Genomic DNA, 24,673 nt, shown 5'->3' with positions numbered 1-24,673 from the left:
CGGCTTCGAGCCGCGCGCAATATCGTTGTTTCGACGCGCGTCCGGGCGATCCTTATTCGATCACTTTTGGCACCAGATAGAGCCCATCCTGCACGGCGGGCGCCGAACGCTGGAACTCTTCGCGTTCGACCGGCTCTGAGACTGCGTCGTCGCGCAGTCGCAGCGCGACTTCCTCGATCGCGTCGATGGGATGCGCGAGCGGCTCGATGCCGGCCGTATCGACAGCCTGCATCTGCTCGACGAGACCGAAGAAATCGTTGAGCCGCGCGAGCGTCGGTTCGGCCTCGTCGTCGGGCAATTCGAGCCGCGCCAGATGCGCGATGCGTTTAACGTCGGTCAGGGTCAGAGACATGGGATCACCGGAGAAAAACATGAACAACTCGCACGCCAAAAAGGTTCGCTGCAACAGACAGTTACGATCCTGGCGGAAAGCCGTCGAAGCGGGGCAGTGGATGGCAAAAAGTGCCGTCCTTTTCCTATAGAAACCCCCAAATTATAAGGTATCATTACACGTTCGACTCACATCCGGATCGACCTGTCAGCGGCTTTCTCCTTGCTTCCATGCTTTGCGAGAAACGTTTGCGTGGCACGTTCAATTCCGCGGTAGATTTCTGCTCGGATTTGCACTCACGGCGGGCTTATCGCCGTCCCGGCAAACCGTTATTTTTTCCGCTGCCGTCCCCGGCGCTCTTAGCGAGGCACGGCTACCCAGCGAGACAGGATTTTTGAATGTTCGGCTTTTTGCGCAGCTATTTTTCCAACGACCTGGCGATTGACCTCGGAACCGCCAACACGCTGATCTACATGCGCGGCAAGGGCATCGTCCTCGACGAGCCGTCAGTCGTCTCCATCCGCCAGGAAGGCGGCCCGAACGGCAAGAAGACCATTCAGGCTGTCGGCAAGGAAGCAAAGCAGATGCTCGGCAAGGTGCCGGGCAACATCGAAGCCATCCGCCCGATGAAAGACGGCGTCATCGCCGACTTCACCGTCACCGAGCAGATGATCAAGCAGTTCATCAAGACTGCCCACGAATCCCGCATGTTCTCGCCGTCGCCGCGCATCATCATTTGCGTGCCGTGCGGCTCCACGCAGGTCGAGCGCCGCGCCATCAAGGAAGCGGCGCACGGCGCGGGCGCATCGCAGGTCTATCTGATCGAAGAACCCATGGCCGCCGCAATCGGCGCGGGTCTGCCGGTTTCGGAAGCCACGGGCTCCATGGTCGTCGACATCGGCGGCGGCACGACGGAAGTCGGCGTCATCTCGCTCGGCGGCATCGTGTACAAGGGCTCGGTGCGCGTCGGCGGCGACAAGTTCGACGAAGCCATCGTCAACTACATCCGCCGCAACTACGGCATGTTGATCGGCGAGCAGACGGCCGAAGCCATCAAGAAAGAAATCGGTTCCGCGTTCCCGGGCTCCGAAGTGAAGGAAATGGAAGTCAAGGGCCGCAATCTGTCCGAAGGCATTCCGCGCAGCTTCACCATCTCCAGCAACGAAATCCTCGAAGCGCTGACCGATCCGCTGAATCAGATCGTGTCGTCGGTGAAGATCGCGCTGGAACAGACGCCGCCGGAACTCGGCGCGGACATCGCGGAACGCGGCATGATGCTGACCGGCGGCGGCGCGCTCCTGCGCGATCTGGACCGTCTGCTCGCGGAAGAAACCGGCCTGCCGGTGCTCGTCGCCGAAGATCCGCTGACGTGCGTGGTGCGTGGCTCGGGCATGGCGCTCGAGCGCATGGACAAGCTCGGCAGCATCTTCTCGTACGAGTGATCCTTGCATACGGCGTCCTTGAATCGACATGACGCCGGCGCAACACTAAAAGCATCCGCGTAACGCGACGCGCGCACGGCCCGGCATCAGCCCGGGCCGTTGTCGAAATAGCGTAGGGCAGGTTCCGCCAAAAGCGACAAAGCCTGCAGCATCGATCCACCCCGCTCACGCCCTCGGCGCCGACCATGGAATACAGTCCGCCGCCACTTTTCAAGCAAGGCCCTTCCGCGCTTGCGCGCCTGATCTTTTTCGTGGTGCTCGCCATTGCACTGCTCGTCTCGGATGCTCGCTTCAATACGCTCGAAATCGTGCGCGGAATCTTAGGCGCGGGGCTTTATCCGTTGCAGCGCGCGGCGCTCGTGCCGCGCGACATCTTCATGGGCGCGGCGGATCTGGCCGTGACCAGCGCGAGCCTGCGCAGCGAAAACCGCAAGCTCGCGGACAAGAATCTCGAACTGTCCCTGAAGGCGGGCGATGCCGCGCAACTTGCGATCGAAAACGCGCATTTGCGAGCGCTGCTGAATCTGCAGTCGCGCGCGACAACGCAGACCACGCCTGCCGAAATCCAGTACGACACGCGTGACCCGTTCACGCAGAAGGTCGTGATCGGCAAGGGTTCGCAGCAAGGCATCCAGGACGGCGCGCCGGTCGTCGACGAAGAAGGCGTGATCGGCCAGGTGACGCGCGTGTTCCCGATGCAATCCGAAGTCACGCTTCTGAGCGACAAGGATCAGGCCATTCCCGTGCAGATCGCGCGAACGGGGCTGCGCAGCGTCATCTACGGCACGCCGAAGGGCGACACGCTCGATCTTCGTTTCGTGCCGATCAGCGCGGACGTGCAAGTGGGCGATCAGCTCGTCACGAGCGGGCTCGACGGCGTCTATCCGCCGGGGCTCGCGGTCGCGAAGGTGCTGCGCGTGGACAAGCAGGCGGATACGGCTTTCGCGCGCGTCGTGTGCGTGCCGATCGCGGCGGTGCGCGGCGCGCGTCAACTCCTCGTGCTGCATTACAACGTGAACGTGCCGCCGAATCCTATCGAAGTCGAAGCGGCCGCTGCGGCCAAGGAAGCGAAGGAAAACAAGGGCAAGAAGAAGTCCGCGCCCAAGGCGGCTGCGGCGGCTGGCGCGAGCGGTGCATCGGCGCCTGCGGGTGCATCGGCTCCGGCTCCGGCAAGCGCGGCGGCGGCTGCAACGCCCGCGGCGAAACCTGCAGCGCCCAAGGCGGCATCCGGCGCGGCGGCGGCAAAACACACTCGCAAGGCGCACGTGCCGAAGCCCGCATCATCGGGAGCCGCGCGATGAACCGCCCGCAGTACATTCTTCAGCCGGTCAATCCCTACTTCATCACGTTCAGCCTCGCCGCCGCGTTTCTGCTGAATCTGGTGCCCTGGGGCCGGCTCGTCGGCGTGCCGGATTTCGTCGCGCTCGTGCTGTTGTTCTGGAACGTGCAGCAGCCGCGCAAGGTCGGCATGGGCATCGCGTTTCTGCTCGGGCTCCTGATGGACGTCCACAATGCAAACCTGCTCGGCGAACACGCGCTCGCGTACACGCTGTTGTCCTATGGCGCGATCACCATTCATCGGCGGGTGCTGTGGATGTCGCTGCCCGTGCAGATGTTCGTCGTCGCACCGCTTTTGATCGGCGCGCATCTCGTGCCGTTCGTGATCCGCCTGATGACGGGCGCCGCGTTTCCCGGCTGGAGCTATCTCGTGAACGGATTCGTCGAAGCGCTGCTTTGGCCCGTCGCGAGTTTCCTGCTGCTCATGCCGCAACGGCGCGCAGCCGATCCCGACGACACGCGCCCCATCTGAGCGCCGCCGCGCGCATCGAAGGGCGTATGAACGCCCGCGCGCGGACTACACTTGAATCGCGATAGATCGCGAAAACTCGCGAAACCTGCATGACCGAAATCAAGAACACCGAGCAACAGTTGTCGAAGTTCCGCTTGCGCGTCGCGGCGGCGGGACTGTTCGTGTTCGTCTGCTTCGGGCTGATCGGCCTGCGCTTTCTCTATCTGCAGGTCTGGCACTTCAGCAAATACTCGCTGCAAGCGAACGAAAACCGCATCTCCGTTGCGCCGATCGTGCCGAACCGCGGCATCATCACCGACCGCAACGGCGTGGTGCTCGCGAAGAACTATTCCGCGTACACGCTCGAAATCACGCCGTCGAAGATCAACGGCACGCTCGACGAAGTCATCGACAACATTTCGCAGGTCATTCCCGTCGATGCGCGGGATCGCCGGCGTTTCAAGAAGCTGCTCGAGGATTCGAAGAATTTCGAGAGCCTGCCGATCCGCACGCGCCTCACCGACGAAGAAGTCGCCAAGTTCACGGCGCAGCGCTTCCGCTTTCCCGGCGTCGAAGTGCGCGCGCGCCTGTTCCGCCAATATCCGCTCGGCACGACGGCCGCGCACGTGATCGGCTACATCGGGCGCATTTCGCAGCGCGACCAGGAACGCATCGACGATGCGAGCGACGCCAACGACGCGAATTCCGATCACTACGATCCGCGTCTGGACGCGAACAACTACAAGGGCACGGATTACGTCGGCAAGATCGGCGTCGAGCAGAGTTACGAGACGGAGCTGCACGGCGTGACCGGTTTCGAGGAAGTCGAAGTCACGGCGGGCGGCCGGCCCGTGCGCACGATGTCGCGCACGCAGGCGACGCCCGGCAACAATCTCGTGCTGTCGCTGGATATCGGTTTGCAGCAGGTGGCCGAGCAGGCGTTCGCGGGCAAGCGCGGCGCGCTCGTCGCAATCGAGCCTTCCACGGGCGATGTCCTCGCGTTCGTGTCCGCGCCGAGCTTCGATCCGAACTCCTTCGTCGACGGCATCGACCAGCAGACGTGGGACGCGCTCAACAATTCGCCGGATCATCCGCTCTTGAATCGTCCGTTGCACGGCACGTATCCGCCGGGCTCGACCTACAAGCCGTTCATGGCGCTCGCCGCGCTCACGCTGCACAAGCGCACGCCGGGCTGGGGCTTCCAGGATCCCGGTTCGTACACGTTCGGCGGTCACACGTTCCGCAACGACGTGCGTTCCGGTCAGGGCTGGGTGGACATGAACCGCGCGATCGTCGTATCCAACGACACGTACTTCTACATGCTCGCGCACGATCTCGGCGTCAATGCGATGGCCGGCTTCATGAAGCCGTGGGGCTTCGGGCAGATTACCGGCATCGATATCGCGGGCGAGGCGCGCGGCATTCTTCCGTCGACGGAATGGAAGCGCAAGGCGTATCGCAAGCCCGAACAACAGCGCTGGTACGAAGGCGAAACCATCAGTCTGGGCATCGGGCAGGGGTACAACTCGTTCACCATCCTGCAGCTCGCGCACGCCACGGCGACGCTCGCGAACAACGGCGTCGTGATGAAGCCGCACCTCGTGCGCGATATCGAAAATCCGATCACCAAGGCTGAACGCACCGTGGTGCGCGATCCGAGCGACAAGATTCCGGTGCGCCAGCAGGACGTCGATTTCATCAAGCGCGCGATGGAAGGCGTCATCACGAACGGCACGGCGGCCAAGGTGTTTGCCGGCGCGCAATATCTCGCGGCGGGCAAGACTGGTACGGCGCAGGTTTATTCGCTGCAGGGCGCGAACTATCGCGGGCACGCAACCGCCGAGCATCTGCGCGATCACGCGCTGTTCATCGCGTTCGCGCCGGCGGAGCAGCCGAAGATCGCGCTTGCGCTGATCGTCGAAAACGGCGGCTGGGGCGCGGAATCGGCCGGGCCGATCGCGCGCAAGGTGCTCGATTACTACCTCGTGGATCGCATGAAGCCGGGCGCTGAAGCGGCCGCCGTCGCAGCCGCCGCGTCCGCCACCGAAGACGCCGGACTGCCCGTGATCGGCGGCACGCAATCGCCCGCTGCGGCGGCGCTGCCGGCATCGGTTGCGAATCAGTCGGCGGCGTTCTCGCCTTCGGCCGCTTCGAACCCGGCGGTCGCGAAGGCGGCTTCAGCGCCTCCCGTTCCGGCGTCGTCGGCGGCGGCGGCGGGATCGGCGGGTGCGAAGCCGAAAGCGGCGTCCGCGCCGTCTGCTGCGCTGCCTGCGTCGTCGGCCACGCCCGCGCCCGCCCGCAAGCGCGGTCAGAAGAACGCGCCGGCCGAGCCTTCGCCCACGATGGCGCGCGGCCCCGGCAACGACGGCGTACGCACTTTCGTGCCGACCGGCGGCATCGACGAATAAGGAAATCGGCATGCAACTGCATTTGCAATTCGACAAGCACGCCTGGATCGAGCGCGCGAAGCGCATGTTCGCGGGCTTCGATCGCCCGCTCGCGCTGATCGTTTTTCTGCTGCTGTGCGTGGGTATCGTCACGCTGTACAGCGCGAGTCTCGACATGCCGGGCCGCGTGGAGGACCAGTTGCGCAACATCATGCTAACGTTCGGCCTGATGTGGGTGCTCGCGAACATTCCGCCGCAGACGCTGATGCGCTTCGCGGTGCCGCTCTACACCGTGGGCGTCGCGCTGCTCGTGGCCGTCGCCGCGTTCGGGCTGACGCGCAAGGGCGCGAAACGCTGGCTGAACGTCGGCGTGGTGATTCAGCCTTCGGAGATCATGAAGATCGCCATGCCGCTGATGCTCGCGTGGTACTACCAGCGGCGCGAGGGCAACATTCGCTGGTGGGATTACGTCGTCGGCTTCGTGATTCTGATGCTGCCCGTCGCCTTGATCGCGAAGCAGCCGGACCTGGGCACGGCGGTGCTCGTGTTCGCGGCGGGCGTGTTCGTCATTTATTTCGCGGGCCTGAGTTTCAAGCTGATCGTGCCGGTGCTCGCGGCAGCGGTGATCGTGGTGGCGAGCGTCGCCGTGTTCCAGGACCGCATCTGCCAGCCGGAAGTGAACTGGCCGCTGATGCACGATTACCAAAAGCATCGCATCTGCACGCTGCTGGACCCGACGTCCGATCCGCTCGGCAAAGGCTTCCATACCATTCAGGCGGTGATCGCGATCGGCTCCGGCGGCACGCTCGGCAAGGGCTGGCTCAAGGGCACGCAGGCGCACCTCGAATTCATCCCCGAGAAGCACACGGACTTCATCTTCGCCGTGTTCTCCGAGGAATTCGGGCTCGCGGGCGGACTCGTGCTGCTCTTCCTCTACATGGCGCTGATCGCGCGCGGGCTGTATATCGCGGCGAACGGCGCAACCTTCTTCGGGCGATTATTGGCCGGATCGCTCACGCTCGCGTTCTTCACCTACGCGTTCGTGAACATCGGCATGGTGAGCGGGATTTTGCCGGTCGTCGGCGTCCCGCTGCCGTTCATGAGCTACGGTGGCACCGCGCTCACGACGCTCGGCGTCGCGGTCGGCCTCATCATGAGCGTCGCGCGGCAGAAGCGTCTGATGCAGAGTTGACGTTTCTCGCAGCCACCAAAAAAGAACCGCGGCCTCGACCGCGGTTTTTTTATTCCGATGCCGCTTATTGCGGTTTTTGCCGCTCCAGTTCCGCGCTCAATTGCTGGTATTTCAGCTTCGCGGCCGGATCGCCCTGAGCGGCGGCGGCTGCGTAATACGCGCGCGCCACGTTGAGATTGCGTTCGACGCCATCGCCGCCGCGCTCGTAGAACGATCCCGCGACGTATTGCGCCGTCATGTCGCCGCCCTGCGCGGCTTTCTTGTACCAGGCGAACGCCTGCGTATTGTCGCGCGCGGTGCCGCGACCATCGAGAAACTGATTCGCGAGCGCCAGTTCCGCCTGCACGTGTCCTTGACTGGCCGCGCGCAGGAACCATCGATGCGCCTCCGCCGGGTCCTTCTCCACGAACTGGCCGTCGTCATACATCTTGCCGTAGACGTACTGCGCGTGCGTCATGTTGGCGTCGGCGGCGCGGCGCAGCCATTTCTTGCCTTCGTCGACGTCCGCCGCGCCGCCTTCGCCGTTGAGCAGCATCATCGCGTAATTGAACTCGGCGAGCCGGCTGCCCTTTTCCGCCGCACGACGAAACTCCGAGCGCGCGGCGACGAAGTTGCCCGCGTTGTAATCGGCGACGGCGTTTTGCGTCGCCAGATCCGTGGCCTTGAGCGCGCCCTGTGCGTACGCGCCGCCGCCCAGGAAACACAGCGCGGCCGTTACCGCCACCGCGCCGCCACGCCATGCGCTTTTCATGCTCTCGCCTCCTGCAACGCCTGCCGCGTCGCCTTCAGCAGCCACATCACATCGGCCGCGATCGACACGAGCTTGATGCCCGCCTGCGCGTACTGCCGCGCGCTGGCGACATCGAGCGCGAAAATGCCGCTCGCGATGCCCGCGCGCTCGGCCGCATCCGCGATTTTCTGGATGGCCGCGTTGACGTCGGGATGCTTCGCGTCGCCGAGATGGCCGAGACTCGCGGCGAGATCCGCCGGGCCGATGAACAGGCAATCGACGCCCGGCGTCGCGGCGATTTCATCGACGGCTTCGAGCGCGGCGACCGATTCGATCTGAACGATCGTCGCGACCTGCGCGTTCGCGCCCGACACGTAATCGCGCCGCATACCGTATGCCGCCGCGCGCACCGCGCCCGCGACGCCGCGCAGTCCGTCGAGTTGCGCCTCGGTCGGATACTGCGTGAGCCGTACGACGCGCGCGGCGTCTTCCGCCGATTGCACGTTCGGAAACATCAGCGTGCGCGCGCCTGCATCGAGCACGCGCTTGACGAGCCAGCCTTCGGCGAACGGCACGCGCACGATCGGCTCGGTCGGCAAATGCGCCGCCGCGATCGCGCGAAGCTGCTCGACGACATCGCGGCTATCGTTCGGCGAGTGCTCCATGTCGATGCACAGCCAGTCGAAGCCCGCGTGCGCGAGCGCTTCGGCGGCATCGGCGCTGCATAGCGAAAGCCACAGTCCGAAGAGCGGACCGGGTTCGCGAAAGCGCTGCTTGAGGGTATTGGTGAAGGTGCTCATCGCGCGGCTCCCTGAAAAGGACGTGCGCGCGATGCGAGGAACGACGTGAAGGATGACGGCATGCTCGCGCTCCGTTTCTTGTCGACCGAAGTTGGTCTCATGCAAGAGGATGCGGCCGCCCGAACAGGCGACTCACCGGGCGATCATACCGTGTTCGCGTGCTTATTCGCGCTCGACGTCGGCCCAGCAGTTCGGCGTTTCGTAGAGACGCAGGCGCTTGAGCTTGAGATTCACGCCGTAATGCGCGTCGTAGACGTCGGCGAGAATGCGGAACGCGACCGCCGCCATGTTTTCCACGGTCGGAATGCGGTCGAAGACCACGGTCTTGTGATCCGCGAGCGACGCGAGGAATTCGCGCACTTTGGCATCGCCTTCATAGACGATGAACGCGTGATCCCACTTGTTGACGAGATGCTCCATCGCCAGCGACTTCACGTCGGCGAAGTCCATGACCATGCCGCGATCCGGCGCGCCTTCCGTATCGACGAGGTCGCCTTGCAGCGTGATCTCGAGCACGTAACGATGCCCGTGCAGGTTGCGGCACTGGCTGCGGTGATCGGGGATGCGGTGGCCCGCATCGAATTCGAGTTTTCGGGTAATCGTCTGCACGTCGGCTCGATCGTCTTTCAGGGGATATTCAGGTATTTGTGCGTCTGCATCGACAGGCGCCACTTCGGATGCCGCTTGCACCAGTCGATCGCGAGCTTCGTGTTGATGTCGCGCGACGGGCCGTCCATCGGCTGCACGAGGAAGTACTCGAAGTCGAGCTTTTCGTACTCGGCCAGGCGCTGGTTGTCCTGTGGCACGACCACTTTCAGCTCGTTGCCCTTCGTGACGACGAGCGGCGCGTCCGCCTTCGGGCTCACGCAAATCCAGTCGATGCTCTCGAGCACCGGCATCGAACCGTTCGTTTCGATCGCCATTTCGAAGCCCGCCTCGTGCAGCGCGTCGACGAAAGGCTGATCGATCTGGAGCATCGGCTCGCCGCCCGTGCAGACGACGAACTTGTGCGCCGCGCCTTCCGGCCACAGCGATGCGATCTTCGCAACGAGTTCCGCAGGCGTTTTGTACTTGCCGCCGTTCTCGCCGTCGGTGCCGACGAAATCCGTATCGCAAAAGCGGCACACCGCGTCCGCGCGGTCTTCCTCGCGTCCCGACCAGAGGTTGCAGCCGGCGAAGCGGCAGAACACGGCCGGGCGCCCGGCGTTCGCGCCCTCGCCCTGCAACGTGTAGAAGATTTCCTTTACCGCGTACGTCATGACTGCTCTGTGACTCTATGTTGATGCCGGATCAGACCGGTTCGGTGGTGACTTGCTCGCCCGCGCGATACGCCTCGTATCCACGCTTGCGCAGTTTGCATGCCGGGCACTGGCCGCAGCCGTAGCCCCATTCGTGCAGTTCGGAGCGCTCGCCGACATAGCACGTATGCGTTTCGACGCGAATCAGTTCGACGAGCGTCTCGCCGCCCAGCGTTTCCGCGAGACGCCACGTGTCGGCCTTGTCGAGCCACATGAGCGGCGTTTCGAGCGCATAGCGCGTTTCCATGCCGAGATTCAGCGCGACTTGCAGCGCCTTCATGGTGTCGTCGCGGCAATCGGGATACCCGGAAAAGTCCGTTTCGCACATGCCGCCGACGAGCACCTTCAGCCCACGCCGATACGCGACCGCCGCCGCGATCGTCATGAACAGCAGATTGCGGCCCGGCACGAACGTGTTCGGCAAGCCGTTCGCCGTCGCCTGGATTTCGATGTCGCGGGTCATCGCGGTATCGCTGATCGCGCCGAGCACGGACAAGTCGATCATGTGATCGTCGCCGAGGCGGCCTGCCCACTGCGGAAACTTGCTCGCCACTTCCGAGCGGAAACCGCTGCGGCATTCCAGTTCGACGCGATGTCGCTGGCCGTAATCGAAGCCCAGCGTCTCGACCGTCTTGTAGCGTTCGAGCGCCCATGCGAGGCACGTGGCCGAGTCCTGGCCGCCGGAAAACAGCACGAGGGCGCTGTCCTTCGCGTCTATCCGAGTCACCGTAAAACTCCGTGTATGAAAAGGGTCGCGCGCCGCGCGGATGGTCGGAGCGACCGGCGCGGCGATGTGCGATCCAGTATAGGCCGGCGAGCTTTCCTCGGACGCGCGCGCCCTTTATGTCCCCGATAGCGGACCGGCGTACCGTTCGCCGATCGGTTCGAGCGACGTTCGGGCGCGATTCGGAGCATCGAAAAGAAAAGGACTTGCGGTCCGAGGACGAGGCAAGTCCTTAATTCGGCGCGAATTTTAGCATGTCGGGGCGTTGTGCGCCGAGCTGCCGGCGGGCGTCGAATGCGCGGCCCAGCACGCGATCACGCCACGCTCCCGGCGAAACGAATTTCCCGCGCCCGAAATGAAAAAGCCCGAGAGCGATGAACTCTCGGGCTTTCTGCATTCTGGTGGCCTGGGACGGAATCGAACCATCGACACGCGGATTTTCAATCCGCTGCTCTACCAACTGAGCTACCGGGCCAACGAAGAGGTGAAACTATAGCAGAGCGATGTGCGGTGCTCAAGCCTTTTTGCGGATTTTTATCGCTTTCATCGCTGATGCACTGCGACCGCGGCTCAAACCTCGTTCTTGTTCTTTCCGAGATCGACGCCCAGCTGCTTGAGCTTGCGATACAAATGCGTGCGCTCCAGCCCCGTCTTCTCCGCGACGCGCGTCATGCTGCCGTTCTCGCGCGCGAGGTGATATTCGAAGTACGCGCGCTCGAACGCATCGCGGGCATCGCGCAGCGGAATGTCGAATGAAATCGATGCCGTCTGCGCCGCCTGGCCCGCCGCCGCGCCGCCCGCGCCCGCATCGCCGGACGATGCGTTCAGCGCGGAAGCCGTCGGCAGCGCAGCCGCGATCGGCACGCCCGATGCGCCCGCGTTCCCCGAAGGCTTCGTCGCCGCGACGACAGCCGGCGCCGCCGTGCCGTGCGCGAGCCCCTGCTCGACCGCCTTCAGCAGCTTCTGCAGCGCGATCGGCTTTTCGAGGAAGTTGAGTGCGCCGATCTTCGTCGCCTCGACCGCCGTGTCGATGGTCGCGTGCCCCGACATCATGATCACCGGCATCGTGAGCTTGCCCTGCGCCGCCCACTCCTTCAGAAGCGTGACGCCATCGGTGTCCGGCATCCAGATGTCGAGCAGGACGAGATCGGGCGTCTGCTGCAAGCGGTAATCGCGCGCGTGCTGCGCGTTCTCCGCCACGTCCACCACGTGTCCCTCGTCGCTCAGGATCTCGGAGAGCAGTTCCCGGATCCCCATTTCATCGTCTACCACCAGGATGGTTGCCATTTAAGCTGCCCTTGTCTGCACTGTTGCTTTTGTCGTTCCGTGTTTCGCGGCCGGCGCGGCTGACGGCGTCGCGCCATCGGCGGCGGCGTCTTCCGCGAGTTGAAGAAACAGAATCGAGATTTGCGCGCCTTCCACGACGTCCGCCGTTCTTGAGCGGTTGCGAATGTCGATGCGCGCACCGTGCTCGTCGACGATCTTCTTCACCGTTGCAAGTCCCAGACCCGTGCCTTTCGCCTTCGTGGTCACGTAAGGCTCGAAAGCGCGCGACAGAATGCGCGCCGGAAAGCCCGCGCCGTTATCGGAAACCGTGAGCCGCACCGCGACGCGTGCGTGCCCCGACGCGTCCGGCTCGCCATATTCTACTGTCCTCGTTTCGAGCAGGACGCGCGGCTCGGCCACATCCGCGACGGCATCCTGCGCGTTCTGCAGCAGGTTGTGGATGACCTGGCGGATCTGCGTCGCGTCGCCGCGAATCACGGGCAGCTTCGCGAGATCGACCTTGATCGGACTTTTGCCCTCTTCGATGCCGTACAGCGTCAGCACCTCGCCGACGAGATCGTTCAACTGAAGATTCCCGAGCACCGCGGGCGGCGTGCGCGCATATTCGCGGAAATCGTCGACCATGCGCTTCATCGCCTGCACCTGATTCACGATGGTCGTCGATGCGCGCTTGAGCACGTCGGCGTCCTGCGGCGCGAGCTTGTCCGCGAGCTTCATCTGCAGGCGCTCGGCGGAAAGCTGAATGGGCGTGAGCGGATTCTTGATCTCGTGCGCGAGACGCCGCGCCACTTCGCCCCACGCGACGGAGCGCTGCGCAGAGATCACGTCGGAGATATCGTCGAACACGACGACATAGCCGGTCGTTTCGGTGTCTTCAGTATCGCTTTCGACGCCGGTCAGCAATTGCGTGCCGCGCACGAGCAAGGTCAGCGGGTCGTTCTCGCCCGGCACCGTGACCGCGACCTGTTGCTGCCAGTGCCCGCGATCGCCCGCCGGATGGCCGCTCCCGACCGCCGCCGCGTCGCGCTCGGCGAACGCTTTCCTGACCATCGCGCCGAACTCCGCGAGCACGTCGATGCTGTCCAGCGGCTGATTGACGAGCGCGTCGAACGGCTGGCGGAAGATGCGCGCCGCGCCGCGATTCGCCGTCGTCAGGCGAAATTGACGATCGAACACGAACACGCCCGCCGTCAGATTCGCGAGGATGCTTTCGAGATACGCCTTCGAATGCTCCAGCGCGATGCGGTTGTTCTCCACCGCCGCGCGCGCCTCCGATAGCTGCCGCGTCATGGCGTTGAAGGACTGCGTGAGGAAGCCGAGTTCATCGCGCGAATTGATCTCGCGCTTGGGCGTGTAGTCGCCTTCGGCCACTTCCTTCGTGCCCTGCGCGAGCAGAAAGAGCGGCCGCGCGAGCTGATTGCCAAGCGCGAGCGCCAGCATCATCGCGATGAACGTCGCGAGGAAGAGCGCGAGCGTCAGCGTGCCGATATACATCTTGCGCAAGCCCGTGCGCCCGAGCCGCTTTTCCTGATACTCGCGATACGCGCGCTGCACGGCGTCCGCGTTGCGCGCGAGTTCCTGACTCACGGGCTGCTCGATCTGCAAGAAGCGGTCGACGTGCTGGAATTCGGTGGTCGTGGTCGGGTCGGGAATCTTCGTGATGACGCGAAGCCGCAGCGCGCCCTTCGGCCCTTTCGATGCCGGATCGCCGTCTATCTCGCCTTCTATCGCGCCGAACGGACGATCCTGCGCGGCCTTCAGCATCGCGCTGGAAGGCTCGTTGGTCGGCAGCAGCGCGTAGATATTCCCCGATGCCTGCGCGACGGTCCGCAAGCCCGGCACGCGCAGCGACCCGCCGCCCGCGTTCAGGTCCTCGCGGTTGTACTGATCGCGCGGACGCTCGAACACGACGGCATCCTGCACGCCGTATTGATCCCGCAGACGCAGCAGCGTCAACGTGAGGCTCGACGGATCGGCGCTCGCGAGCTGGTCGCTCATCTGGCGGCCGCGATTCTTGAAGTCGGCGAGCGATGTTTCGAGCATGCCGCGCCCGAGCGTCAGGCCCGACGTGAGCGCGGTTTCGACGTTCACATCGAACCAGGATTCGATGCTGCGCGACACGAACTGATACGACACCACGTAGATGATCGCGCCCGGCAGCACGCCGACGAGCGCGAAGATGAGCGCGAGCTTGGCCAATAGCCGCGTGCCGAAGCGCCCCTGCCTCACGCGCGACACGATGATCAGCGTGAGGCTGATCACGATCAGCATGAAGACGATCGCCACCGCCACGTTCGCGGCATACAGCCAGCCGTAGTAGCGGTCGAAGAACTCGGTATTCGCGCTCGCGAGCGCGAGCATCACGAGCAGCACCGCCGCCGTGATGGCAACCGTCGTAACCAGCAGCCGAACGACAAAACTCTTCATGTCCGTACGGCCGCGCCGAAATCTATTTCGCACGTTCCGCCGCCGTAAAAGTGAACCGCTTCCAATCCGATGAAAGGTTCCAGTCGCGGTTGTTGACCGCGTCGATCTGGAACGGCTTGGGCATCAGCGCGATGTCGAGCTGCATGCGCACCGATGCGTTGTACGTTTCTCCGCCATGCACCTGATTCCGGTCGATGACATGCCACGACGCCACGTGCTTGATGACGGAAAGTGCTTCGTTCAGCGATGCAAAACGCAACTGCAGGCCGCCCGTCGATACGCGGTATTCATTCGTGAGCGGTTGATACGAGAGGCGGATACTTTGCGACACGTTGACCGGCTCTTCGTCGAACCAATACCAGCGCGGCCGCGACAGCGCAAAGTCGATGGTGAAGTAGAGCGGCACGCTGCGGTTCACGGCTTCTTCGAGACTGCTGTTCAGATCGAAGTCGAAGTGCGCATCGAGGCTCCAGCCGTTATTGTCCGCCTGCAACGACGCGCGCTGCACGGAGATCGTCTCGGCGAGCGCAGGTTGGGCCGCGGCGAAACTCAGCCAGAGCGCCAGCGCAGTCCAGATGACGGCCGCGAGCCGAAGCGGAAGAATGCGTTTTATCGTCACCGTTTCTGAAAGCGCGCGTAGAAGAATCCGTCGTGGTCCGCGATGTAGTCCGCGTTCCGGTTCGATGCCGGGCTCGCGCCCTCAGCACTGTCCGGACCGTGGCCTTCGATATTTGTACCGTCCGGTGACTCTTGCACCGCACTCGCGCTCGCGCGCGGCGCCGTCGGCAGCAGTTGCCCCGGCGCGTCCAATCGTACCGCATCTTCATGCGCCGCTCCAAACCAGCGGGCCTGCTCTTCGCCCTCTTCCGGAAAGATCGAGCACGTCACGTAGAGCAATTCGCCGCCCTTCGCGACGAGCGGCCACAGCGCCTCAAGAATGCGTCTTTGTTCGACGACGAGCGCCGCGATATCCGATGGCCGGCGCAGCCAGCGAATGTCCGGATGGCGCCGCACGATGCCCGACGCCGAGCACGGCACGTCCGCGAGAATGCGGTCGAAGGGCGCGCCGTCGAACCAGGGCGACGGATCGCCGGCATCGCCGACGCGCACGTCCGCTGCAAGTTTCAGGCGCTCGAGATTCTGACCGATGCGGCCCGCGCGGTCGGCATCGCTTTCGAGCGCGACGAGATGCACGTCCGCGAGTTCGAGAATGTGCCCCGTCTTGCCGCCGGGCGCGGCGCACGCATCGAGCACGCGCATGCCGTCGCGCGCGCCGAGCCATTGCGCCGCGAGTTGCGCGCCCGCGTCCTGCACCGAGACTTCGCCTTCCGCGAAACCAGGAATGCGATCGACGGGCATCGGCGTTCTGAGACGCACCGCGTGCAGGCCGGCGGCATCGGCCTCGATATGCTCGGCTTTCAGGCGATCCACGTAAGCCGCGACATTCGTATGGCGCGCGTTCACGCGCAGCGTGAGCGGGCCTTGCGCGTTGCCCGCTTCCAGAATGCGCTCCCAGGCTTGCGGCTGCGCGCGCTGGACCGCGTCGATCCACCATTGCGGATAGTTCCATCGCGCAACGGGGCTTGTCGCGGCTTCCGCGATGAGCGCGTCGCGTTCACGCAGGAAGTTGCGCAGCACCGCGTTCACGAGTCCCTTCGCGAAGGCAAATTCGCGCCGCGCGGCAATCGCGTTCACGGCCTGATCGACGACCGTGAACGGCGCGTAGGCGGCGTGCGCTTCGTCGTCGGTGAGGAGCGCGAACGCGCACGCGAGCACGTTGGCGACATGCGGCGGCGGGACCTTGCGCACGAGCTTGTGCAGGAGCGCATCGGCGATGCCGAGCCGGCGCATCGCGCGATACGCGATGTCCTGAATCGCGCCGCGCGCCGACGCGTGCTTGCCCGAGGCCACGACCGTCTGGATCGCGGCGGGCAACGCCGAGCCCGCGCGCACGGCGCCGACGGCTTGCGCGGCGCCATCGAGCGCGAACGCGAGCGAATCCGGCGCGAGATGGAGCGCGCTCATGCGGGACGGCCCGCGCGACGGCTGATGCGCGGCGGCGTGCCGGCGTGAAGGCTTGTCGTTCATTTGGATGGGATCGGTCGGCGGCAAGCGTTTGGCTTGCACAAACGAGGATTGTAACGTGCGACGAAACGGTGCCTCGCCATGAAGCGGCGTGCGCCGCGACGGCATCGAGTGCCAGCGAAAAAAAAGCCGCCCCGATCGCTCGGGGCGGCTTCTCGCGGAACACCGAGCGCTTACATCCGCCCGGTGCGCGCCATCTCCATCAAACGTGCGACGCGCTCTTCCGTCGCCGGGTGCGTGGAGAACCAGTTCGCGATGCTCCCGCCCGACAACGGATTCATGATCATCATCTGCGCGGTCGCCGGATGCGCTTCCGCCGCCGGGAACGGCACGCCCGACGCGTACGCGTGAATCTTCTCCAGCGCGCTCGCGAGCGCCTGCGGATCGCCAGAAATCTGCGCGCCGCCGCGGTCGGCTTCGAATTCACGCGCCCGCGAAATCGCCATCTGGATCATCGCGCCCGCGATCGGCGCGAGAATCGCCACCGCGATGCTTGCAATCGGATTAGCCGGGCGGCCTTCTTCATCGCGTCCGCCGAAGAACATCGCAAAGTTCGCGAGCGCGGAGATCGCGCCGGCCATCGTCGCGGAAATAGTCGAGATGAGAATGTCGCGATGCTTCACGTGCGCGAGTTCGTGCGCCATCACGCCGCGCATTTCGCGCTCGGACAGCACGCGCAGAATGCCCGTGGTCGCCGCCACCGCCGCGTGCTCCGGATTGCGGCCCGTGGCGAACGCGTTCGGCGCGTCTTCGTTGATGAGATAGACGCGCGGCATCGGCAATTGAGCGCGCGTGGCGAGTTCGCGCACCATGCGATAGAACTGCGGCGCGGTGGTTTCGTCGACTTCCTGCGCGTTGTACATGCGCAGAACCATCTTGTCCGAGAACCAGTACGAGAAGAAATTCATGCCGAGCGCGACGATCAGCGCGAGCATCATGCCCTTCGACCCGCCGATCATGCCGCCGATCACGACGAAGAGGGCCGTGATCGCTGCCATCAGCATCGCGGTTTTGACCCAGTTGAACATATGCGGAACTCCTTCTCCCTAAAACGTTGCGCAACTTGCGCGGTAATCCTGGCCTACGTGGTCAGGATGGACATTGTAAGCAAAATGTTAGATAAGGGCATCCGCGAATAATTCAACTATCTGTGCGATGTCGCCAGTTTGATGCCGAGCCCGACGAACGCGCCGCCGACACCGCGATCCAGCCACCGCTTGACGCCAGGCTTGCCGGAGAACCGCGCGGTGACGCTGCCCGCGATCCACGCGACAAAGCTGTTCCAGACGGTGCTCATCGCGATGAACACGAGGCCGAGCGTGAGAAACGCGAGCGTTTTGTGCTGGCTGTCGGCTGCGACGAATTGCGGGAAGAACGAGACAAAGAACAGCACCACTTTCGGATTCAGCACGTTCGTGACGAAACCCTGCGTGAAAAGCTGCCGAAGCGACTTCGGCGCGGATTTGGCGCTGGCCTGCGCGTCGCTCGGCGGCGCGTCTTTCGTGAAGATGAGCCGCACGCCGAGATAGATCAGGTAGATTGCGCCCGCGATCTTGACCACGGTGAACGCGGTGGCGGATGCCGCGAGAATCGCGGTCAGGCCGAACGCGCACGCGAGCGTATGCACCACGCAGCCCGCCGAAATGCCGAGCGCCGAGACGATGCCCGCGCCCCGCCCCTGCGCGACGCTGCGCCCGACGATGTACGCGGTATCCGGCCCCGGCGTGACGTTGAGCAGAAAGACGGCAACGAGGAAGAACGCGAATCCGGTGATGCCGAGCATGTGAAGCCTCCAGACGGCTTTATGGGCGATGCTTTTTACTCTAGGCCGCGCTCGTCACCCTGAACGGCGAAGCGCTGGCCTTTCGACAACGACGCGCCCGCGAGGAATTCGCGCACCGGCAGACGCTTGCCGCCGGGCTTTTGCAGTTGCGTGAGCTTGAGCGCGCCGCTGCCGCACGTCACGACGATGCCGTCCGCCGATACTTCCGCGATCACGCCCGGTTCGCCGGATTTGCCTGTTACGCCGCTCACGGGCTGCGCCGCCCAGATCTTGATCGCCGCGTGATCGACGGTTCCGACAGCGCCGGGGAACGGATCGAACGCCCGCACTTGCCGCGCGAGTTCCTCCGCCGGCCGCCGCCAGTCGAGCGCCGCTTCGTGCTTGGCAATCTTCTCGGCGTAGGTCGTGCCTTCCTCGGGCTGCGGTTTCGACGGAAGCGAGCCGTCGCGTTCGAGATCCCGCAATGCGCCGACGATCAACTCCGCGCCCATTGCCGCGAGACGGTCGTGCAGCGTGGCGGTGGTGTCGTCGGAAGCGATGGGCGTGCGCGCCTCGCGGATCATCGCGCCGGTGTCGAGGCCCGCGTCCATTTGCATCAGCGTGATGCCGGTTTCGGCGTCGCCCGCTTCAATCGCGCGATGGATCGGCGCGGCGCCGCGCCAGCGCGGCAGCAACGAAGCGTGGATGTTGATCGCGCCGTGACGCGGAATGTCGAGCACTTCCTGCGGAAGAATGAGGCCATAGGCGGCCACCACCATGACGTCGTGCGGCGTGGCGCGCAGCAACTCGATGGCGTCCGCCGCTTCCTGCGGATACTTCCCCGCGCGCCGCAGCGACGTGGGCTGCGCGACCGCGAGGTCATGTTCCAGCGCGAAGCGTTTGACCGGGCTCGCGGTCAGTTTCATGCCGCGTCCGGCGGGCCGGTCGGGTTGCGTGAGAACGAGCGGAACGTGGAAACCCGCCGCGTGAATCGCCGCGAGCGCGGTGGCGGCAAATTCAGGCGTACCGGCGAAAACGACGCGCAGCGATTGAGTCATCGATGAAACCTACCTGCAAAAACGGATTCCGGTGCGCCTTTACAGCGCTTTTTCGAGCTTTTTCATCTTGCCGCGAATGCGGGTCTGCTTGAGCGGCGACAAATATTCGACGAACACGTGTCCCGCCAGATGATCCATTTCGTGCTGGATGCAGACCGCGAGCAAGCCGTCGCAGTCGAGCTCGAACGTTTCGCCCTTTTCGTTCAGCGCCTTGACGCGCACCTTGTCGGGCCGCTCGACGAAGTCGTAAATGCCCGGCACCGAAAGGCAGCCCTCTTCCCACTCTTTCTTGACTTCGCTCGCCCAGACGATTTCCGGATTGATGAAGACCATCAGCTGGTCGTGCGTGTCCGACACGTCGATGACGATCACGCGCTCGTGCACGTCCACCTGCGTCGCCGCGAGACCGACGCCGGGCGCGGCGTACATGGTCTCGGCCATGTCCGCGACGAGCTTGCGGATGCGGTCGTCCACCACGGCGACGGGCTTCGCCACCTTGTTCAGCCGCTTGTCCGGGTAGTTGAGTATGTTGAGCAGAGCCATGATTCGGATTATCTACGCGCGCCGCGACGCGTGTGAAGTCGGCCATTCGGCCAGGTTGCGGGTGAGTGGCGGCATGCCGAAGATATGCGGGTGAACCCACTGGATTCAACGCCGCCGGCAAGCGGCCAGACAGCGTCGCTACGAGCCGTTGAGCGCGGCCGGGCGACATTTCTAATATGTACGGGATCAAAAATCTTAACATGACGACCGCCACCCTGCCGACCGATACCGCCGCTTCCGAAGCCCTCGCGCCGCCGTTCGACGCCCCTGCCGACGCCCCAGCCGACGCCCCAGCCGACGCCCCTGCCGACGAACTGCGCGCCTGGTTGCGCCTCGCGCACGCGAAGGGCTTGCGCCCGCTCCCGCTGCGCACGCTGCTCGGCGCGTTCGGCGGGCCGCTGGAAGTGCTGTCGGAAAGCTTCGCCGCGCTCGCCCGAGCCGCCGACGACAACGCGGCGAAAGCCGTCGTCGCGCTGCCCGGCGATATCGAAGGCGTTCCGTTCGATGACTATATTGAGCACGCTCGCGGATGGGCGTCCGAACCGGACAACCACATCCTGACGCTCGCCGACGCGCAGTATCCGCAAGCCCTGCTGACGATGCCCGATCCGCCGCCGCTGCTCTACGCGAAAGGCCGGCTCGACGTGCTGCAGGCGCGCGCGGTGGCGATTGTCGGCAGCCGGCACGCGTCGCCGCAAGGCGCGGAGGATGCGCGCCGTTTCGCCCGCACGCTGTCCGATGCCGGGCTCGCCGTGGTGTCGGGGCTCGCGGTCGGCATCGACGCCGCCGCGCATCGCGGAGCGCTCGACGGGCGCGCCGGAACGATCGCAGTCATCGGCACGGGGGCGGATCTCGTCTACCCGGCGCAAAACCATACGCTCGCGCACGAGATCGTTCGCGGCGGCATCATCCTCTCGGAGTGGCCGCTCGGCACGCCCGCGCGATCGGCGAACTTCCCGCAGCGCAACCGCCTGATCGCGGGCGTCTCGGGCGGCGTGCTGATCGTGGAAGCGGCGATGCGGTCCGGATCGCTCATCACCGCGCGGCTCGCCAACGAAATGGGGCGCGATGTCTTCGCGATTCCCGGATCGATCCACGCACCGCTGTCGCAGGGTTGTCATCGGATCATCAAGCAGGGCGCGAAGCTCGTCGAAACGCCGGAAGACGTGCTCGAAGAGTTCGGCTTTCCCGCTGCACAGAAGCGTGGCCGCACGGCACGCGAGAAACCGCGCCCGACGAGCGCGTCGTGGGCGTCGGCGCGCTTGCCGGACGCGGCGCCATCGGCGGACGCCGAACGCGTGCTCGCCGCGCTCGGTCACGCGCCCGCGACGCTTGAAATTCTCGCCACCCGCACCGATCTCGACGGAGCCGCGCTTCAAGGCGCGCTGCTTCAGCTCGAACTCGCGGGCGTCGTGACCGCGCTGCCGGGCGGCCGCTACGCCCCGCTCGAACGCTCGTGAACTCGGCTCGTGCTACATTCGCGGAAAATCACGCTGTCACGCACCGCCCCAGTAAGGATTCCGCCAACGCCATGTCCGCGTTCAATCTCGACACCGACGCCGATCAAATCGCCGAGCGCATCGCCGAACCCGGCACGCTGTTCGTCGCGTGCCTGTGCGCGGAGTGGTGCGGGACCTGCCGCGAATATCGCGAAGGCTTCGACAAGCTCGCCGACGCGCATCCGGACGTCTGCTTCGCGTGGATCGACATCGAGAATCACGCGGACCGTTTCGACGACCTCGATGTCGAGAATTTCCCGACCATTCTGATCGAAGATTCGGTCACCACGCGGTTCTTCGGCACGGTGCTGCCGCAGGTGTCGATCGTCGAGCGGATGCTCACCGACCTGACCGCGCTGCCGAACATGGCGGGCGCCCCGAAGCTGCGCCCGGCGCTTGCTACGGCATAGACAAAACCGCTGCATTGCGGCGGCCGAAACGAATGCGGCACACCGGTTCAGCGCGCGTCGTTATCGAAGCCGCGACGCGCATCGCACAAAGCCTGTGCTATAAAGCGGTCGTTAAAGCGGTCCAAACGGGGCCGCTGCCAGACCCCAACCATATTGAGTCATGTCCAAAGCCCTGATCATCGCCGAGAAGCCTTCCGTCGCGAACGACATCGCGCGCGCGCTGGGCGGCTTCACGAAGCATGACGAGTACTACGAGAGCGACGATTACGTGCTCTCGTCCGCGGTCGGCCACCTGCTCGAAATCGCCGCGCCGGAAGAATACGACGTCAAGCGCGGTAAATGGAGCTTCGCGAACCTGCCCGTCATCCCGCCGCATTTCGATCTGAACCCGATCGCGAAGAGCGAGTCGCGCCTGAAAGTTCTGACGAAACTGTTGAAACGCAAGGACATCGACCGGCTCATCAACGCATGCGACGCGGGGCGCGAAGGCGAGCTGATTTTCCGCCTCATCGCGCAGCACGCGAAGGCCAAGCAGCCCGTGCAGCGCCTCTGGCTTCAGTCGATGACGCCCGCCGCCATCCGCGAAGGCTTCGCGAATCTGCGCAGCGACGCCGACATGCAGCCGCTCGCCGACGCCGCCCGCTGCCGTTCCGAAGCGGACTGGCTCGTCGGCATCAACGGCACGCGCGCGATGACCGCGTTCAACAGCAAGGGCGGCGGGTTCTTCCTGACGACCGTCGGTCGTGTTCAGACGCCAACGTTGTCTATCGTCGTCGAACGCGAAGAGAAAATCCGCCGTTTCGTGCCGCGCGACTACTGGGAAGTACGCGCCGAATTCGTCGCGGCGAAGGGCATCTACGAAGGCCGCTGGTTCGATCCGAAGTTCAAGCGCGTCGAAAACGATCCCGAACAGCGCGACTCGCGCCTGTGGAGTCTCGCGGCGGCGGAATCGGTGGTGGCGGCGTGTCGCGGCAAGACCGGCACCGTCACCGAAGAATCGAAACCGTCGACGCAAATGTCGCCGCTGCTCTTCGATCTGACGAGCCTTCAGCGCGAAGCGAACAGCCGTTTCGGTTTCTCCGCGAAGAACACGCTCGGCCTCGCGCAGGCGCTGTACGAAAAGCACAAGGTGCTGACGTACCCGCGTACCGATTCGCGCGCGCTGCCGGAAGACTATCTCGGCACGGTCAAGGAAACGCTGACCATGCTGAAGGAGAGCAACAACTATCTGCCGTTCGCCAAGCAGGTGCTCGACAAGGGCTGGGTGAAGCCGAACAAGCGCATTTTCGACAACTCGAAGATCAGCGATCACTTCGCCATCATCCCGACGCTGCAGGCGCCGAAATCGCTGTCGGAGCCGGAGCAGAAGCTGTACGACCTCGTCGTCAAGCGCTTCCTGTCCGTGTTCTTCCCGGCGGCCGAATATCTGGTGACGACGCGCATCACGGAAGTCGTGGGGCATCACTTCAAGACGGAAGGCAAGGTGCTCGTCGAGCCGGGCTGGCTGCAGGTCTACGGCCGCGAGGCTGCAGGCGAGGAAGGCAATCTCGTGCCGGTGCAAAAGGACGAGAAGGTCGATGTCGACAAGATCGCCGCTCAAGGTCTCGTGACGAAGCCGCCGGCGCGCTACAACGAAGCGTCGCTGCTTTCGGCGATGGAAGGCGCGGGCAAGCTCGTCGAAGACGAAGAGCTGCGCGACGCGATGGCCGCGAAAGGTCTCGGCACGCCGGCCACGCGTGCGGCGATCATCGAAGGGTTGCTTGGCGAGAAGTACATGGTGCGCGAAGGCCGCGAGCTGATTCCGACGGCCAAGGCGTTCCAGTTGATGACGCTGCTGCGCGGCCTGGGCGTCGAGGAACTCACCGCGCCCGAACTGACCGGCCAGTGGGAACACAAGCTCTCGCAGATGGAGCGCGGCAACCTGCATCGCGATGCGTTCATGCAGGAAATCGCCCGCATGACGCAGACCATCGTGAAGCGCGCGAAGGAGTACGACTCCGACACCATTCCCGGCGACTACGCGACGCTCGAAACGCCGTGCCCGAACTGTGGCGCGCAGGTGAAGGAGAACTATCGCCGGTTTGCGTGCACGAAGTGCGAGTTCTCGATTTCGAAGATTCCGGGCGGACGCCAGTTCGAGATTCCGGAAGTCGAGGAATTACTGCGCGAGAAAACCATCGGGCCGCTGTCGGGTTTCCGCAGCAAGATGGGCCGTCCGTTCTCGGCCATTCTGAAGCTCGCGTTCGACGACGAGATCAAGAACTTCAAGCTGGAGTTCGACTTCGGCCAGGACACCGGCGGCGAAGACGGCGAGCCGCCCGATTTCTCCGAGCAGACGCCGGTCGGCGCGTGCCCGAAGTGTCAGTCGCGCGTGTTCGAGCATGGCATGAGCTACGTCTGCGAAAACTCCGTCGCGAATCCGAAAACCTGCGATTTCCGCTCCGGCAAGGTGATCCTGCAACAGGAAATCGCGCGTGAGCAGATGGAAAAGCTGCTGAACGAAGGCCGCACGGACTTGCTGACGAACTTCAAATCGTCGCGGACCGGGCGCAACTTCAAGGCGTTCCTCGTCAAGCAGCCGGACGGCAAGATCGGCTTCGAATTCGAGAAGAAGGAAGCGAAGCCGGGCGCGAAAACGGCTGCGAAGCGCGGTGCGGCGACCGAGCCGCAGAACGATGCCGCCGACGAAGGCGATAGCGATGTCGCCGTAGCCGCAAAAACGACGCGCGCGAAGGCCGCGACCAAGACCGTCGCGGCGAAGAAAGCGCCGGCAAAGAAGGCCGCGGCGAAGAAGACTGCGGCGCGGAAGGCGGGGTGATCCGGGCGCGATTGCGCGGAACGCCATCGCCATGAAGCACGAAGCCCGCGAAGCGATTCGCGGGCTTTTTTACGCCCGCTGAAAAGGCAAA

General features: G+C 64.5%; 22 protein-coding genes and 1 tRNA gene. 8 read left to right on the top strand and 15 right to left on the bottom strand.

Annotation, left to right across the window (positions count from 1 at the left end; translation table 11 throughout):
* Positions 1-52: 52 nt before the first annotated feature.
* Complete coding sequence (gene gatC, locus AWB72_RS01540; protein ID WP_040053197.1) at positions 53-352, bottom strand: Asp-tRNA(Asn)/Glu-tRNA(Gln) amidotransferase subunit GatC; 300 nt, start codon at positions 350-352, stop codon at positions 53-55.
* A 377-nt stretch (positions 353-729) separates the two neighbouring features.
* Here gatC and AWB72_RS01535 point away from each other — a divergent pair, with 377 nt between their 5' ends.
* The 5 genes from AWB72_RS01535 (at position 730) to rodA (ending at position 7,141) form a co-directional block, all read left to right on the top strand.
* On the top strand, positions 730-1,773 hold the full coding sequence (locus AWB72_RS01535; RefSeq protein ID WP_004189550.1) for a rod shape-determining protein: 1,044 nt from the start codon (positions 730-732) through the stop codon (positions 1,771-1,773).
* A 185-nt stretch (positions 1,774-1,958) separates the two neighbouring features.
* Positions 1,959-3,074, top strand: coding sequence for a rod shape-determining protein MreC (mreC, locus tag AWB72_RS01530; RefSeq protein WP_040053198.1), 1,116 nt, complete (start codon positions 1,959-1,961; stop codon positions 3,072-3,074).
* Positions 3,071-3,583: a rod shape-determining protein MreD gene (gene mreD, locus AWB72_RS01525; RefSeq protein ID WP_040053199.1), complete on the top strand. Its 513-nt coding sequence runs from the start codon at positions 3,071-3,073 to the stop codon at positions 3,581-3,583. Before mreC ends, mreD begins: the two co-directional genes overlap by 4 nt.
* 89 nt (positions 3,584-3,672) lie before the next feature.
* Positions 3,673-5,970: a penicillin-binding protein 2 gene (gene mrdA, locus AWB72_RS01520; RefSeq protein ID WP_040053200.1), complete on the top strand. Its 2,298-nt coding sequence runs from the start codon at positions 3,673-3,675 to the stop codon at positions 5,968-5,970.
* A gap of 22 nt (positions 5,971-5,992) precedes the next feature.
* Positions 5,993-7,141, top strand: coding sequence for a rod shape-determining protein RodA (rodA, locus tag AWB72_RS01515; protein ID WP_040053284.1), 1,149 nt, complete (start codon positions 5,993-5,995; stop codon positions 7,139-7,141).
* A gap of 64 nt (positions 7,142-7,205) precedes the next feature.
* Here rodA and AWB72_RS01510 read toward each other — a convergent pair whose 3' ends face one another.
* The 14 genes from AWB72_RS01510 to def all read right to left on the bottom strand — a co-directional run bounded on the left by AWB72_RS01510 (position 7,206) and on the right by def (position 19,855).
* Positions 7,206-7,892, bottom strand: a complete 687-nt coding sequence (locus AWB72_RS01510) for a tetratricopeptide repeat protein (RefSeq protein WP_040053201.1) — start codon at positions 7,890-7,892, stop codon at positions 7,206-7,208.
* Positions 7,889-8,671 (bottom strand): HpcH/HpaI aldolase family protein, encoded by a 783-nt coding sequence (locus AWB72_RS01505; RefSeq protein WP_040053202.1) that lies wholly within the window; start codon positions 8,669-8,671, stop codon positions 7,889-7,891. Before AWB72_RS01505 ends, AWB72_RS01510 begins: the two co-directional genes overlap by 4 nt.
* Positions 8,672-8,833: 162 nt before the next feature.
* The gene (gene queD / locus AWB72_RS01500; RefSeq protein WP_040053203.1) at positions 8,834-9,280 is read right to left on the bottom strand and encodes a 6-carboxytetrahydropterin synthase QueD; all 447 of its coding nucleotides are present in this window, start codon (positions 9,278-9,280) and stop codon (positions 8,834-8,836) included.
* A gap of 17 nt (positions 9,281-9,297) precedes the next feature.
* Positions 9,298-9,930, bottom strand: a complete 633-nt coding sequence (queE, locus tag AWB72_RS01495) for a 7-carboxy-7-deazaguanine synthase (RefSeq protein WP_040053204.1) — start codon at positions 9,928-9,930, stop codon at positions 9,298-9,300.
* Positions 9,931-9,961: 31 nt separating this feature from the next.
* Complete coding sequence (queC, locus tag AWB72_RS01490; RefSeq protein WP_040053205.1) at positions 9,962-10,696, bottom strand: 7-cyano-7-deazaguanine synthase QueC; 735 nt, start codon at positions 10,694-10,696, stop codon at positions 9,962-9,964.
* 396 nt (positions 10,697-11,092) lie between these two features.
* Positions 11,093-11,168: transfer RNA gene (locus tag AWB72_RS01485), tRNA-Phe, on the bottom strand.
* A gap of 95 nt (positions 11,169-11,263) precedes the next feature.
* A complete protein-coding gene (gene esaR, locus AWB72_RS01480; RefSeq protein WP_040053206.1) occupies positions 11,264-11,980 on the bottom strand; it encodes a response regulator transcription factor EsaR in 717 nt (238 codons plus the stop codon).
* Positions 11,981-14,407, bottom strand: coding sequence for a sensor histidine kinase (locus AWB72_RS01475; protein ID WP_040053207.1), 2,427 nt, complete (start codon positions 14,405-14,407; stop codon positions 11,981-11,983).
* A 22-nt stretch (positions 14,408-14,429) separates the two neighbouring features.
* Complete coding sequence (locus AWB72_RS01470; protein ID WP_040053208.1) at positions 14,430-15,026, bottom strand: DUF4390 domain-containing protein; 597 nt, start codon at positions 15,024-15,026, stop codon at positions 14,430-14,432.
* Positions 15,023-16,495, bottom strand: a complete 1,473-nt coding sequence (gene rsmB, locus AWB72_RS01465) for a 16S rRNA (cytosine(967)-C(5))-methyltransferase RsmB (RefSeq protein WP_040053285.1) — start codon at positions 16,493-16,495, stop codon at positions 15,023-15,025. The genes AWB72_RS01470 and rsmB overlap by 4 nt, the downstream gene beginning before the upstream one ends.
* Before the next feature lie 170 nt (positions 16,496-16,665).
* Complete coding sequence (gene htpX, locus AWB72_RS01460; RefSeq protein ID WP_040053209.1) at positions 16,666-17,520, bottom strand: zinc metalloprotease HtpX; 855 nt, start codon at positions 17,518-17,520, stop codon at positions 16,666-16,668.
* Between the two features lie 116 nt (positions 17,521-17,636).
* Complete coding sequence (locus AWB72_RS01455; protein ID WP_040053210.1) at positions 17,637-18,275, bottom strand: LysE family translocator; 639 nt, start codon at positions 18,273-18,275, stop codon at positions 17,637-17,639.
* Between the two features lie 35 nt (positions 18,276-18,310).
* Complete coding sequence (gene fmt / locus AWB72_RS01450; RefSeq protein WP_040053211.1) at positions 18,311-19,312, bottom strand: methionyl-tRNA formyltransferase; 1,002 nt, start codon at positions 19,310-19,312, stop codon at positions 18,311-18,313.
* 39 nt (positions 19,313-19,351) lie between these two features.
* Positions 19,352-19,855 carry a peptide deformylase gene (gene def, locus AWB72_RS01445; protein WP_040053212.1) on the bottom strand — a complete coding sequence of 168 codons (504 nt, stop codon included), beginning with the start codon at positions 19,853-19,855 and terminating at the stop codon, positions 19,352-19,354.
* Between the two features lie 200 nt (positions 19,856-20,055).
* On the opposite strand from def, the gene dprA reads away from it, so the two are divergent.
* The 3 genes from dprA to AWB72_RS01430 all read left to right on the top strand — a co-directional run bounded on the left by dprA (position 20,056) and on the right by AWB72_RS01430 (position 24,582).
* Entirely contained in the window at positions 20,056-21,315 is a 1,260-nt protein-coding gene (gene dprA / locus AWB72_RS01440; RefSeq protein ID WP_087127781.1) for a DNA-processing protein DprA, read from the top strand.
* A 71-nt stretch (positions 21,316-21,386) separates the two neighbouring features.
* The gene (locus AWB72_RS01435; protein WP_040053213.1) at positions 21,387-21,764 is read left to right on the top strand and encodes a thioredoxin family protein; all 378 of its coding nucleotides are present in this window, start codon (positions 21,387-21,389) and stop codon (positions 21,762-21,764) included.
* A gap of 160 nt (positions 21,765-21,924) precedes the next feature.
* Entirely contained in the window at positions 21,925-24,582 is a 2,658-nt protein-coding gene (locus AWB72_RS01430; protein ID WP_040053214.1) for a DNA topoisomerase III, read from the top strand.
* Positions 24,583-24,673: the final 91 nt, after the last annotated feature.

The organism is Caballeronia concitans (assembly GCF_001544615.1).
Lineage (GTDB): Bacteria > Pseudomonadota > Gammaproteobacteria > Burkholderiales > Burkholderiaceae > Caballeronia > Caballeronia concitans.
Note: the sequence above shows the minus strand (reverse complement) of the source record. Positions and strands in the feature narration are given on the sequence as shown.